Annotated in this window: 12 protein-coding genes; 2 read left to right on the top strand and 10 right to left on the bottom strand. The window is 47.0% G+C overall.

All coding sequences use genetic code 11. The features are described from left to right. Nucleotides 1-92: 92 nt before the first annotated feature. The gene (locus NLBNIHML_RS28280; protein ID WP_494353302.1) at nucleotides 93-1325 is read left to right on the top strand and encodes a nucleotidyltransferase; all 1233 of its coding nucleotides are present in this window, start codon (nucleotides 93-95) and stop codon (nucleotides 1323-1325) included. Nucleotides 1326-1606: 281 nt separating this feature from the next. Here the strand turns inward: NLBNIHML_RS28280 and NLBNIHML_RS28275 are convergent, their stop codons facing one another. Beyond that, on the bottom strand, nucleotides 1607-2647 hold the full coding sequence (locus tag NLBNIHML_RS28275; protein ID WP_339260399.1) for a SepM family pheromone-processing serine protease: 1041 nt from the start codon (nucleotides 2645-2647) through the stop codon (nucleotides 1607-1609). Between the two features lie 313 nt (nucleotides 2648-2960). Between NLBNIHML_RS28275 and NLBNIHML_RS28270 the strand changes: the two genes are divergently transcribed. Then, nucleotides 2961-4298, top strand: coding sequence for a nucleoside recognition domain-containing protein (locus NLBNIHML_RS28270; RefSeq protein WP_494353301.1), 1338 nt, complete (start codon nucleotides 2961-2963; stop codon nucleotides 4296-4298). On the opposite strand, the gene coaD is transcribed toward NLBNIHML_RS28270, so the two are convergent. From coaD to NLBNIHML_RS28225, 9 genes are all read right to left on the bottom strand, one after another. Continuing rightward, a complete protein-coding gene (gene coaD / locus NLBNIHML_RS28265; protein ID WP_494354773.1) occupies nucleotides 4276-4782 on the bottom strand; it encodes a pantetheine-phosphate adenylyltransferase in 507 nt (168 codons plus the stop codon). The genes NLBNIHML_RS28270 and coaD overlap by 23 nt on opposite strands. A gap of 1 nt (nucleotide 4783) precedes the next feature. Then, nucleotides 4784-5392 (bottom strand): 16S rRNA (guanine(966)-N(2))-methyltransferase RsmD, encoded by a 609-nt coding sequence (gene rsmD, locus NLBNIHML_RS28260; RefSeq protein ID WP_253433670.1) that lies wholly within the window; start codon nucleotides 5390-5392, stop codon nucleotides 4784-4786. Between the two features lie 301 nt (nucleotides 5393-5693). After that, nucleotides 5694-6128, bottom strand: coding sequence for an Imm44 family immunity protein (locus NLBNIHML_RS28255; protein ID WP_339260393.1), 435 nt, complete (start codon nucleotides 6126-6128; stop codon nucleotides 5694-5696). Nucleotides 6129-6191: 63 nt separating this feature from the next. After that, nucleotides 6192-6473 (bottom strand): hypothetical protein, encoded by a 282-nt coding sequence (locus NLBNIHML_RS28250; RefSeq protein ID WP_339260390.1) that lies wholly within the window; start codon nucleotides 6471-6473, stop codon nucleotides 6192-6194. Between the two features lie 40 nt (nucleotides 6474-6513). Further along, nucleotides 6514-6819 carry a hypothetical protein gene (locus tag NLBNIHML_RS28245; RefSeq protein ID WP_339241499.1) on the bottom strand — a complete coding sequence of 102 codons (306 nt, stop codon included), beginning with the start codon at nucleotides 6817-6819 and terminating at the stop codon, nucleotides 6514-6516. A 165-nt stretch (nucleotides 6820-6984) separates the two neighbouring features. After that, nucleotides 6985-10032: a beta-galactosidase, LacZ type gene (lacZ, locus tag NLBNIHML_RS28240; protein WP_494353300.1), complete on the bottom strand. Its 3048-nt coding sequence runs from the start codon at nucleotides 10030-10032 to the stop codon at nucleotides 6985-6987. 162 nt (nucleotides 10033-10194) lie between these two features. Beyond that, nucleotides 10195-11025 (bottom strand): carbohydrate ABC transporter permease, encoded by an 831-nt coding sequence (locus tag NLBNIHML_RS28235; RefSeq protein ID WP_339260387.1) that lies wholly within the window; start codon nucleotides 11023-11025, stop codon nucleotides 10195-10197. Continuing rightward, nucleotides 11018-11917, bottom strand: coding sequence for a carbohydrate ABC transporter permease (locus tag NLBNIHML_RS28230; RefSeq protein ID WP_253433650.1), 900 nt, complete (start codon nucleotides 11915-11917; stop codon nucleotides 11018-11020). Before NLBNIHML_RS28230 ends, NLBNIHML_RS28235 begins: the two co-directional genes overlap by 8 nt. 133 nt (nucleotides 11918-12050) lie before the next feature. After that, entirely contained in the window at nucleotides 12051-13334 is a 1284-nt protein-coding gene (locus NLBNIHML_RS28225) for an extracellular solute-binding protein (protein WP_339261376.1), read from the bottom strand. Nucleotides 13335-13618: the final 284 nt, after the last annotated feature.

The raw sequence follows: 13618 nt of genomic DNA, 5'->3' as shown, positions 1-13618 counted from the left end.
GGTGCATGATTTGATCTAATACATGACATCCCCTATGATGGAATGGATGTTATACATACTCGGTTATCCAATCGAAAGGAGTACATCTAATCATGAGAGCCGTAGGCGTCATTGTTGAATATAACCCCTTGCACAATGGGCATGTCTATCATTTGCAGGAAGCTCGGCGACTAAGCGGCGCAGACGCCGTTGTTGCCGTCATGAGCGGCCCTTTCCTCCAGCGTGGCGAACCCGCCATCGTGGGCAAAAGGGCGCGCACCGAGATGGCGCTGCACGCAGGCGCCGATCTGGTACTTGAACTGCCGGTGGCTTATGCTGTTCAGCCGGCGGAGTGGTTTGCCTTCGGTGCGGTGTCCTTGCTGGACCGCACCGGCGTTGTGGACTCGCTCTGCTTTGGCAGCGAGTCCGGCGACCTGGACAGCCTGCAGCGCATTGCGCGCGTGCTGGCTGTGGAGCCCGCAGGGATGCGCGAGGACATCGCGCGCCGCCTGCGGGAAGGCGCCAGCTACCCCGCCGCGTACGCAGGCGCGGCGGCGGCACTGGCGCCCGGCGGCGTCGATGTTCGCGACGCCGCTGCACTGCTGGAGCAGCCCAACAATTCGCTTGGGCTGCACTACCTGATCGCGCTGCAACGACTCGGCAGCGCGATCCAGCCCTTTACGGCGGCGCGTACTGGTGCCGCGTATCATGAGGCGACGCCCGGCCCGGGGGCGATCGCCAGTGCCACAGCCGTCCGCCGCCTGCTGATGGCGGACGGGCCCAGCGCCGCCGCGCCATACGTGCCGGCGGCCACTCTTGCCATTCTGCATCGCGAATGGCAGGAAAACCGCGCTCCCATGCACTGGGAGCGCTTTGCACAGCCGCTGTTTCACCTCGCGGCCACACGCCGTGCCTCCGAGCTGGAACGCATCGCCGAAGTCACGGAAGGCCTGGAGCACCGGCTGATCCGTACACTCGCTCAGCTCCCGGAGCCTTCAGTCGAAGCACTCCTGAATGCACTGAAGACCAAACGATACACACGCACCAAACTCCAGCGTATGCTCGCCCACCTGCTCCTGAATCACACCAAAGCCGAGTGTTCACCAGAGCAATTGGCTGCCGGACCCGGATATCTACGAGTCCTCGGATTCAATACTCAAGGGCAGAGCCTGCTTAAACAAATGAAGAAGACTGCGTTGCTGCCTGTAGTGCTGAAACCTTCGACGTTCACGCACCATCAACTGGAACTGGACATCCAGGCTCAGGTCGCGTATGGGCTAGCTTGCGAGCATAAGGACACACGCAGGATGTTCAGTGACTACTATGAGTCACCTGTGAGAGTGTAATCCGCTTTTGACCATAAGTTTTAATCCTTTTCATTCCATCATCAAACAGATCATTCATGTCGACTACTGAAAACTAAACTATACAACTAGAAAACCCCCTTGCTGCGCGCCGCTCAGGCACATCGCAACAAGGGGATTCTCCCATTTAACCCTTTGAATCTGCTAATACTCTCATTTCTTATGATCACACTTCATTCCCTGTAATCCATTCAGTCCGATTTCGTCCGAACTTTACCCATTCGTTTCAAATGGACTCTATCTATTCACGCCCGAACATAATCCTAGGATTTCACGGATAAGGTTTTCAGATACGCCAGTGCATCATCCACTGTGCTCACAGGCACAAGTTTCATTTTGGTGCCGATCTGTTCAGCCTTGGCTGCTGCTTCCTTATAGTTATCCTTCGGCACAAAGAAGATCTCCGCTTCTTTCCGGTCAGCGGCTACAATCTTGTGCACTACACCACCAATGGCACCCACCACACCGTCCTTGGTAATGGTACCTGTACCCGCAATTCGATGCCCCTTGGTCAGATCTCCAGGTGTTAACTGGTTATAGATCTCCAACGTAAACATCAAGCCGGCAGACGGACCACCAACCTGAGTATCTGTAAAGGAAATCTGTTTGTCCGGATCTTCAGGTTTCACCTTCTGAACCGCACCAATCATTACGCCGAGTCCCGGGCGGGTTTCTCCCGTTTTATTGTCTTTTACCTGAATCAGTTTCACGTCCCGGCTAATGGTCTCTCCGCCACGTTCCAGTTGCATTTCGACGGTATCTCCAACCTTTTTATCTTTTAACTGGGCAGAAAGCACCGTATTATCCGGCGTAGCTGTTCCGTTCACGCCCAGAATAATATCGCCCGGAGCAATGTCTCCATCGGGTTTTGGATCTTCGGACAGTCCAAATACAAAGATATGTTCAGGTACAATAGAGTAAGCCACACCAGCCTGTTCGTATGCAGCCTCCATTGCAGAGGATTGTGAGTCACTCATGAACCACACCTGTTCGGCAGAGTATTCCGCTTCGCTTTTACCGCGCAGTCGGTCCTCCTTTTTATCCACTTGAGCATTTTGATTGAACAGAGAGGTTCCTAGCAAAAACACATTGGCATATGTTGCCGACACGGTCGTCATCATGAACACACCGCGTTCTTCCTGGTCCCCACCTTTAACCGTTACCATTGGTTTTACTTCATCTGCACTGCCAGGCATATATATGATATACGGCGTTGGCATGTACACGGCAACATAGACGACCAGAGCCACCACGATCACAAAGATCGAAGCTCTGAATCCGCCAGATTTCCGAATCCGATTCATCGCATGAGCCTCCGTTCTTTGTATCTCTATATAAGCTAAACTTTACACTAATCAGCGATCGTAATTCCACCTTGTGAATACTGCCATTCTCCGGTAGATACTCGCTCTGTGTAATGCAGATATTCAGCTCATCTTGTTTCATCATTTTTTTCAAGTCTAACACTCTGGTCCCTGTGCATACAATGGTACAGGCCGGATAGGCCGCTGTATACAATAGCCTGTCCGGTCAAGGCCGAACCGCCCTTTGGGCGTCATTCGGCCGTCCATAACGATTCAGATGCCGAAGCAGCGTTATCTGATATGAGGTGAAACGATGACATTACAGAGCGAGGTTAGAGATTCTGGCCCATTACGAACGATAATCCTAAGTACCGGCGCTTTAATGTTGGTCATTGCGGTAGTTGCCTCCCCCAAAGAAGCGTTTGACGCCTCTATTCAAGGTCTGGATATATGGTGGAAAATCATCTTCCCTGCCATGCTCCCATTCCTCATGTTATCCCAAATGCTTACTGCGTTTGGCTTCACCCATGCGATCGGAGCCTTGCTCGGACCGTTAATGCAACGATGGTTCAGACTTCCGGGCAACGCAGGTCTGGCGATTGCCGTTGGCATGTGCGGCGGATTTCCCGCAGGAGCAGATGCGGTGTCCCGTTTATTTCAGGATAGACAAATTACCGCCAAGCAGGCGGTTGTCCTTGCGGCGGCGTCTCATTTTGCCAATCCGATGATGATCATACTGGTCGTTGGTGGTGCGTTTCTTCACCAGCCAGCGGCCGGATATTTTCTACTCGTAGTCCACTGGATCAGCGGCTGGATCGCTGCCATTCTTGCCACGCGTCTCCTGCCTGCACCGGCTAACCAAACAAACCGGGCTGGCTTGACAGCTGCGCAAGCAGATAACAGCTCTCTTGATTCTCAGCCTGCAAGTCCTGCAAATTCCATAAGTCGCTCATCTGCACCCCACCACTCTACATACAAACGACGCCGTATATGGTCTGAACTGATGATTGCAGCGAGGGAAGCCCATAGTCGTGATGGAAGAGGGTTTGGCAAACTGCTCGGTGACACTGTATCCCAAGCTGTGCAGACCTTGATGATGACTGGAGGATACATGATCGGTTTTGCCGTGTTTATCCGGTTGGTCTCCCTGTATCTGACTCCCGGGTCTTCTGCTGCGCTGTGGCCAGCCTTCTTTGAGCTTCACCTGGGCACCTATCATTTGAGCCAGACTTCACTTACACCCGCGCTGCTCATATCTCTACTTGCAGCCGTTCTTGGATGGGGCGGTTTATGCTCCCACCTGCAAGTCTCTGCCGTCCTGAAAACAACGGGTCCAAACAGCAAAGCGATGCTGTACTTTGCTGGAGTTCGTCTGACTCATGGATTAATCGCCTTTTTCATCAGTCTGTTCCTGTGGATGCCGTTCAGCCGTTACAGCACAGAAGTCTGGACCACATTACAGACGAATGGGGAGCAGGACCTCTCGACACCATTCGGTTGGCTATTCATACATAGTCCAGGTAACACATACACGATCAACACCATTTGGAGCGTCTTCCCTGCTGCATGCATGGGTCTTGCGTTACTTCTTGCAGTCATGATTAGTCTATCAGGGCTTACCTTCTGGTTTAACCGCCGGTTTTCTCGCTGATTTTCTGACGGAGCGCTGCTTCCACCTCAGGTGATACAAGATCTGTAACATCTCCATGATAATGAGCGATTTCTTTGACGATGCTGGAACTTAAATAGGAATATTTCGGATTGGTCATCATAAATATCGTTTCCGCATCCGGATTCAACTTGCTGTTGGTCGATGCCAACTGCAACTCGTATTCAAAATCAGTTACCGAGCGTATACCACGAACGATGACCTGCGCTTCCTTTTGCCGGACATAATTGGCTGTCAGATCGCGGAAACTGTCCACCTCCACATTGGGTAGATGGCGGGTTACTTCCGCGATCAGTTCTTTGCGTTCCTCCACCGTAAACAGCGGATTTTTGCTCATATTGTTCAACACAGCCACAATGACGCGATCAAATTGCTTCGACGCTCTGGCAATAATATCTAGATGCCCCATCGTTACGGGATCAAAACTTCCAGGATATACGGCGATCCGTTCCTGTCGATGTATCATTTCAGTCATGAGGAGCCTCCTCTTTCGGTGTAATGGATTCTCCATCTTCCAATGCTTCAGGTGCATAATAATAGATGGATACTGCCGTCTCCCCATACAAAGCCTTGCGCGTTTGTTCAAACGGGCCGAATTGCTCAGGGTAATCATGTTTGGATTCATATTCAAGCACAATGGTTGCTTCCGGTTCCAGAAGTTCCAGTTCGTGCATGGTCAGCATCAACTCGTGTCCGTTCTTCATGCGATATGGCGGGTCGAGAAATACCAGATCGAACGTTGTGCCTCGCTTGGCGAGTGCCTTCAATGCACGACCTGCATCATTACGGTATACCGCCGCCTGGTCTTCAAGCTTGGTCGCCTTCAGGTTCATGCGGATGACTTCAATACTTTTTGATTCCAAATCAACAAAAACAGCCTTGTCCATGCCGCGGCTCAGCGCCTCAATACCGAGACCCCCACTGCCTGCAAACAGATCCAATGCTGTGCCGCCCTCAAAATAAGGACCAACCATGCTAAATAACGCTTCCTTCACCTTGTCGGTGGTCGGTCGCGTACCCGTGCCAGGAACAGCCTTCAGCGGCCTGCCTTTCGCACTCCCAGATACCACTCTCACTGACGAGTCACCTTTTCTCTATGTAAGTTTATTGATAAGGCTATCGTACCACATTCGGGTTCCGTTTGAAAAATGCGCGGTCTTCATTCCCCTTGGAAAATTGTTACCGAATTGCTGACGCATATGTATAAAAAGGAAACAATCGGGCGATTCTATAATTATCGACATCACAAGTGTCGTAGACAACCGCGGAGAAGACTTACGTTTCCCCATAAGCTCTTCGTCCGGTTTCTCCTCTCCCATGAAAAAGAAGCTCTCGAAAGAGGGCTTCTTTTTGTTGTTTTTATTTTAATTTGTTATGTTAGTTAACCTTTTCTTCAAATTCACTTATTTCAGCTTCCTCTTCGGTCTGCAACCATCCGATCTCCCTTAGCCACATGCCCATATCTGCGATAAATTCATTTGTGTTTAGATGTTCAATCTTATACTTCTGTATTTTTTCGCTCAAAAAAGCATAGAACTCATGGCTTAACACATACCGTTGCTTGCTCTTACTTAATGTCTTATAACGATCTTCGCTGACCACCAGATCAAAATAGATGACATTATCCTTCTTCACATGCCTAACCGTTGATCTTCTGTCGTATTCTTCAGGAAGGCACCTGAAAACAAAGAAGAGTTCTATATCAACGACTTGATATTTGCTTTCTGCTTTATCAAATACAGACTGTAACTCATCCGCAAGATTGGCAACTCGCGTTAATCCTGACGTGTCCGTTGATTTGCCCAAGATCATGATTAAGCTCCCCTTCGCTCATAATTCATTCTTCTTGTGCATTAGCTAACTTAGCAAGCTATACTAATTCATCTCTCTTTGTTTCCGATTGGATCGCCGCAAATTAATCAATGGAATGATAAGTACTACAACCGGCAAGAGAAGATTCATGGAACTTGTCTTAATCATCATAAAGGTTAGAAACAGCACCGCAAGCCAGGTCATAATCTCCATCATTTCATATCTGGTTAACGTAAGCTTGAATGCTTTTTTCGAAATGAAGCGAATTAAGAAATAAGCGATTAAACCATAAAACAAGATCATGCCCAATAGGGCAACAAGAATTATCAGGTACATATCCATCATAAAAATCACCACACCTCTAAGTCATCACCTTAATTTTGCCTTACTTCTCTTCTACAACAATCGTTGCGTTGTAGATCACAACACGTTTCCCATTGAGATCGAATAATACTTTGTTGCCATATTCCGTATCTTCCACGTCGATTTTGCCATCATAGGTCTGAATCAATTCACCATTATTGCTGTACACTTTAACGACTCTCTCCAGACCGCCCGAGTTGTTGGACCTCATCGTTTTGAGTGCACGTTCACCCGAAGCCGTATTGAAATACCATATTAAACATCCAACAATGATGCCCAGAAAGACCAACACCGTCACCCATATACCTGTCTTTGCTTTTCTACTCATCTTGAACCCCCTCTTATGTTTCTTGTCTTGTACATTACGAGATCGGAACGAGAACGGTTTCATACGCCTCTCAAGCTGCACATTGACATAACAAAACAGAGGCCTCCGACGAGCGAAGACCTCTGTTCTTATTTAATACATTATTTTTCTGTACGATTCTGGTGCTTACAGTGCACGAATGACGAATTCAAATGTCAGTTCGCCGTCCGAAGGGATCAGGTATTCCGGATGAACCGGAGCACCCCAGCTATCATCACCGCCGACACCCATTTGTTTACCCGCAACAGTCACGACCGTATAGTGCACAGGTGGCAATTCATACGCATGTTGTGCGTTCTCCAGCTCAAATGCCGTATATGGTGAAACATTCAGTTCAACCGGTGTACCAGATGCCTCAATTTTGAAGCCACGTCCCGCGTTGTCTGTCAGTTTGGCCCAACGTACGCCGGTACGGTTGCCCGACTCCTGTGGTACCAGATATGGAGCTACAGTATCAGCTACCTTGCTGCCATGGATGCATAGACGTGCGCCGAATGCGCGGTCTGCATAGTTTTCTTTGGGCCCCATCGCGAGCCATTCCACATTTTCGAAGTCAGGTGATGTTCTGAAGGACAATGCATGAATGGGTAGGTTCGGCAATCCGGCTGTACCTTTATACGTATTATGCACACGTACACTTCCATCTGCATGAACGGTATACACCACTTTCACTTGTACATCATCCGAAATGTTAAGCTTGTACGTGAACTCGATCCGGTATTGATCCGGTTTCTGTTCCGCTTTCCACTCCACAGAACGTGGCATCAGGCTCGCAGCATACCAGGCACCCAGTTCGAAGCCCATGGCCATACCTTTGTCATTATCCGTCATTGCACGCCAGAAGAGCGGTGCAGGTGGTACAGCAATCGTCTCACGACCAGACAATTTCAGGGAAACCAGTGTCCCGAATTGTTTGGAAAACAGCGCGTGCGTCTTGCCAGCACGAACACCGATGTTAACGTCACCTTCAACCACCTGTACATCACTTACAAGGTTCAAGTCCGCCTGTGCTGCATCATTTACCTGATCCTGTGTGAAAATAAACTGTCCAAATGCCACTTCTTCGCCTTTGTCAGCCCACAGTGTAGCTTCTTTTAACACAAATGCAATGTTCACAGCGTACTCGCCGCCCACCAGGGATTCTGTACCCAACGGAAGCTTAACTACTGTCTCGCTTTGCGCATCCACGTTCACTTCCAATGTTCCACGCAACACTTCATGTCCCTCACGCTCCAGGCTGTATACCAGTTCCAATGCAGATGTATCTGCGAACAGGTTACCGTTAACGATTCTGACACCTTCACGATCCGGGAACAGCTTGATGTTCTGATACAGGAATTTGACCTCCTGCATTTTCGCAGTTACTTTACGATCAGCATGAACAATACCATTGCCACAGAACGAATAGTCTGATGGACGATCACCGAAATCTCCGCCATAGGCGAGGAATTCTTTGCCATAACGATCTTTTTTATAAATGGATTGGTCGATGTAATCCCAGATGAATCCACCTTGATACATCGGGTATTTGTCTTCCAATTCCGTATATTTGTGCATGCCACCAATAGAGTTACCCATGGCGTGCATGTACTCACAGCTGATATAAGGTTTGATCGGGTTGGCATTCAGGAATTCTTCAATGTCCGCCGGTTTGGCATACATGCGGCTCTCCATATCACTTGTCTCATCGAAACGGCGATCATGGAATACACCTTCGTAATGTACCAGACGGGTTGGATCAGCTGATTTGAAGTACTGGGATACTTTATAGATGACTTCACCGCCATGGGATTCATTACCACAAGACCAGATCAGAATGGACGGATGGTTTTTGTCACGCTCCACCATGGATACAGCGCGATCCATGACGATATCATGCCATTCCGGTTTGTCACCTGGAATAACCCAAGAAGGCTCAACGGCGCCAAGTTTCTGCCAAGATCCGTGTGTCTCCAGATTCATCTCGTCAATAACATAGAGTCCATATTCATCACACAGCTCATACCACAGACTTTGGTTTGGATAGTGTGACGTACGTACGGCATTCATATTGTTTTGCTTGATGGTACGAACATCCCACAGCATGTCTTCCTTCGTAACCGCACGTCCACGACGCGGGTTGAACTCATGACGATTCACACCTTTGAATACAATACGTTTACCATTAATGTGCATGACTTTGTCAATCATTTCAAATGTACGGAAACCAACGGCTTGAGGAACAACCTCAACCAGTGTACCCGCAGCATCATATACACGAATATAGAGGCGATACAAGTATGGAATCTCTGCGCTCCACAGGTTCACTGTACCAATGTCTTCACGAAGACTTACTTGACCATCGTTAACCTTGGATTCAAACGTTTTTACGGTATTGCCTTCACGATCACGAAGTTCAGCCTCTACACGTGCTCCAGCAACCGCTTTTCCTTCCAGTTTCAAATCTAGTTGTAAGGTACCGTTCGTATAGGACTTGTCCAGATCTGTGCGAACATGAACATCACGTACGTGTGCAGCAGGGACCGTATACAGATACACATCTCTGAAAATACCGGAGAAACGCCAGAAATCCTGATCTTCCAGCCAGCTGCCTGTGCTGCGTTGATACACTTCGACTGCCAGTTTGTTCTCACCATCCTGAAGGAATGGCGTCAAGTCAAAGTCAGACGGCGTAAAGCTGTCCTCCCCGTAGCCTACAAATTGTCCGTTAAGCCATACATAGAATGCAGACTCTACACCTTGGAAAGAAATATATACGGGATTTGACTCCCAACCTGTCGGCAGGTGGAACGTGCGAATATAACTTCCAACAGGGTTTTTATCCTGGGGCAATGCCGGTGGACGAATTTCATTCAGGCCATCCCAAGGGTATTGTGTGTTTACGTATTGAATCTGTCCGTATCCTTGTAACTGGATATGTCCCGGAACTTCAATGTCATCCCAGCCTTCACTGGGAAAATCGGATGTATAGAAAAATTCAGGACGGCTGTCTGGACGAATGGCATAGTTGAATTTCCACGTACCATTCAGATCATAACGCATGGACATCGCGCCTGAACCTACTGCCTCGTCCATTGTTTGGTAATAACGGTGATCGGAATAAGCATGAAGGCGGTTCACCTCAAATACACTTACGTCTCCCAACCAGTTGATATCTGCCTTTGTTGCTTTCATCGGCTCTCTCTCCCTTTAACACGGTATAGTTTGGCTTATTCAAGGTTCATGTGAATTTCCACTTGCATTCATACAAAATACAAAAAAGACAGAGGTACGCCTGACAGGCGCCCTCTTCTCTTTCCTGCACTCGTCCGATACGGACGCATTATGCGGTTATGCTTATTTCACGGAACCTACCATACCTGCAACAAAATGTTTCTGCATGATGAAGAATACGATTGCTGTAGGTAGTGTTGCAATAACGATCGCTGTCATGATTACTCCGTAATCCGGAGCATAACCAGCACCAAGATTTGAGATCAATAGCGGAATCGTTTGTTGGTCAGGCGTTTGCAATACAATGAGTGGCCACAGATAGTTGTTCCAGCTACTCATGAATGTAATAATTGCTGCCGCTGCATATGTTGTTTTCATTGTTGGCATATAGATCTTCAGGAAGATGCCGAGTTCGCTCAAACCATCAATACGTCCAGCTTCCAGCAAGTCTTTCGGGAACATTTTGGTGTTCTGACGGAAGAAGAAGATCAGGAACGCTGTTGCAATGGTTGGCAAGATAACTGCTGCCATCGTATTGATTCCGATAACCGGTGCAACTCCCGAGATTGTTGCAAACATGCGATACAGGGGTACCATGATTGCTGCAAACGGGATCATCATGGATAACAACAGGATGTTAAACACGATATCACGGGACTTCGTACGGAATACCTCGAATCCATAACCTGCCATGGAACCAATCAACAGCGCCAGAGCAGTCGAGACGATCGAGATAATAGCCGAGTTCCCGAGAGCCTGCACGAGATTTGTCGAATCAAGCAGTTTGTTAAAGTTATCAATGAAAGCCGAACCCGGTAACAATCTGCCTTTGGTTACATCAACAGACGCATTCGTTGAACTGACCAACATCCAGAAGAATGGAAAAATGGATACAAAAGCGACGATGGACAGGAACACATAAGTGAAAATTCGTTTTGCATTAAATTTAGCCATTTTTATTATCACCTGCCACTTTAAACTGGATAATGGACAATACAATGATCAAAATTACGATGGAATATGAAACCGTTGCTGCATATCCAAAGTCCGGTGAATATTTGAACGAAAGGTTGTAGATATACTGTGAGATCGACATGGTGGCATTACCTGGACCACCCTTCGTAATATTCATAATCTCATCGAAGATTTGCAAAGTACCAATCGTTGATGTGATCGATGTGAAGAGGATAATGGGTTTGAGCAAAGGAACTGTAATTTTGAAAAATTGGGTGAATGCATTGGCTCCGTCTATTTTGGCTGCTTCATAGATCGATTGATCGATGTTCTGAAGAGATGACAGATAGAAAATCATGTTATATCCGGTCCAACGCCAAGTAACGGCGATTATGATCGTAATTTTAGCCCAGAACGGGTCTGTGATCCATTGAATTGGATCACCAATTATGTGCAAGCCCATCAAGAATTGATTGACCATTCCATCCGGTGCAAACAAATATTTGAATACAACAGAATAGGCTACCAATGAAGTTACACAAGGCAAGAAAATGGCTGTGCGGAAGAAACTCCGGAAGCGCAGTGTGCTGTCATTCAGCAATACGGAAATAAACAAACCGAGAATAATCATTACTGGCACTTGAATGATCAAATAGATGAATGTGTTCGATAATGCTGTGCGGAACGTGGTATCAACTAACAATCTTTTGTAGTTCGCAAGGCCCGAAAATTCAAGATTGGCCCCTTTGCCAGACTTGAATGATAAGAGCAGCGCTTGAATCATCGGATAGAAGTAAAATGCTACAATTCCGATAACAGCCAGCAAAACAAAAGCCCATCCAGTCAAATTACTTTTCTTTTGGAGACTGTCTCCTGTATTTATGGCTTTCACAGTATGGCTCCTCTCTCTCTCCACGGAACATGGATAGAACCCACAGAGCCTCTCGCCTTATCCGGTTCGACTTGCGCCAGACAAGGGAGACGGCTCCGAGTTACCTTGGGTTCTATAAGTTACCTTGGGTATCCTAGTTTAATTGTGCTTCAGCTTGTTTTTGTGCTTCAGCCAAAACTTCATCAATTGATTTACCATTCAGGTACGCTTGCATTTCAACAACCAGAATGTCTTCAATTGCATATGTGTTGCTACCATAGTTTACATTTGGAATTTCTTTGGTCCAATTTGCGAAATCACTGAAGATTTTTTGACCGCTGAAGAACTCATCTGGCTTGTTGTACGCATCACCATCAGTAGCTGGTTTGTAGGTACCGATCGCACCAATGTTTGTCAACAAGTCTTGGTACAATTGTTTGTCAGAACCAAATGTTTTAGCCATGAAGTCAGCTGCTTGATCTGCACCAGGTACATTGTTCATAACATACCATGAGCTACCGCCCAAGTTGGATGCATGTACAGAGTTAGATTGACCAGCCATTTTCGGCATTGGAGCTACAGCCCATTTACCGGATTGGGATGCTTCTTGACGTACAGATGGTGAGAACCAGTTACCTGTAGGAATTGTTGCTACGCTACCATTATTGGCGTTGGCAACGAATTGACTCCAGTCAGAGTGCAATTTAACAATGTTGGCATCCATCATTTTTTTGTACGTTTCGAAAGCTTCTTTCAATGCAGGGTTACTGCTGATGTCAGGTGTCTTGCCATCTTCTGCAGTGTACCATTTGCCTGCTGTTTGGATCATCATGCGAATGATACCAAGATCATTAGGGTCAAGAGACAGCAGCTCTTTACCTGTTTTTGCTTTTACATCTTTACCGATTTGGATGTAATCATCCCAAGTGATGTCTTGCAGGTCAGCAGACTTGTAGCCCGCTTGTTCCAACAAATCCGTTCTGTAGTACAAACCTGCTACGCCGGAGTCAAATGGAACTCCATATTGTTTGCCCTCATAAGAAGTTGGTCCAATTTTGTAATCTGCAAAATCGGAAGCTTTAATTGTAGAAGACAAATCTTTAAACGCATCCGGATACGCACTCAGGAAGCTTTGTGCACGATAGTCTTCAATCAATACAATGTTTGGAAGACCGCTGCTTGTTCCAGAGTTCAATCCTGTGTTCAGCTTCTGGATAATCGCATCTTGAGCATTCTCAATGATGTTGATCTTCAAATCAGGATTTTCTTTTTGATAAATTTCTTTTGCTTGTTCAAGAGCAGCGACATTAAATGCTTTGTCCCAAGCCCAGATCGTAATTTCGTTTGTTTTTTCATCTCCACCACTGGCAGAATTACCTCCACCACCGGATGAACATGCGGACAACAGCAGTACTGTAACGAGCATCAATACCCACATTTTTTTCAAAACGTTCAACTCCCCTTCGACCTCTTTGTGTGTAATTTGTTTGCGTTTTCTGAAAGCGGTTGCTTTCGATGTATTCATCTTATCATTCCCATATCTCCATTCGTTAGTAATAATTTTGTGCGGATTTGTCATCTTATTGCCACAATGAAAACCTTTACAGAAACCGTTTGCATTAAATTTGGTTTTTTGTAATTTCTTTTGATTTTGTATTATCTTGATCTTGAAATCGTACAAATATGTGTTTTCATTGCAACTATGACACACCAAAATCCCCC

Source organism: Paenibacillus sp. JNU01 (genome assembly GCF_059130585.1).
This window is presented reverse-complemented; position numbering and strand designations above follow the sequence as displayed.

Bases quoted from the DNA above. Each gene is read 5' to 3' on its own strand.
- NLBNIHML_RS28280 (WP_494353302.1), top strand. From the start codon at position 93: ATGAGAGCCGTAGGCGTCATTGTTGAATATAACCCCTTGCACAATGGG.
- NLBNIHML_RS28275 (WP_339260399.1), bottom strand. From the start codon at position 2,647: ATGAATCGGATTCGGAAATCTGGCGGATTCAGAGCTTCGATCTTTGTG.
- NLBNIHML_RS28270 (WP_494353301.1), top strand. From the start codon at position 2,961: ATGACATTACAGAGCGAGGTTAGAGATTCTGGCCCATTACGAACGATA.
- coaD (WP_494354773.1), bottom strand. From the start codon at position 4,782: ATGATACATCGACAGGAACGGATCGCCGTATATCCTGGAAGTTTTGAT.
- NLBNIHML_RS28255 (WP_339260393.1), bottom strand. From the start codon at position 6,128: ATGATCTTGGGCAAATCAACGGACACGTCAGGATTAACGCGAGTTGCC.
- NLBNIHML_RS28250 (WP_339260390.1), bottom strand. From the start codon at position 6,473: ATGATGGATATGTACCTGATAATTCTTGTTGCCCTATTGGGCATGATC.
- NLBNIHML_RS28245 (WP_339241499.1), bottom strand. From the start codon at position 6,819: ATGAGTAGAAAAGCAAAGACAGGTATATGGGTGACGGTGTTGGTCTTT.
- lacZ (WP_494353300.1), bottom strand. From the start codon at position 10,032: ATGAAAGCAACAAAGGCAGATATCAACTGGTTGGGAGACGTAAGTGTA.
- NLBNIHML_RS28235 (WP_339260387.1), bottom strand. From the start codon at position 11,025: ATGGCTAAATTTAATGCAAAACGAATTTTCACTTATGTGTTCCTGTCC.
- NLBNIHML_RS28225 (WP_339261376.1), bottom strand. From the start codon at position 13,334: ATGTGGGTATTGATGCTCGTTACAGTACTGCTGTTGTCCGCATGTTCA.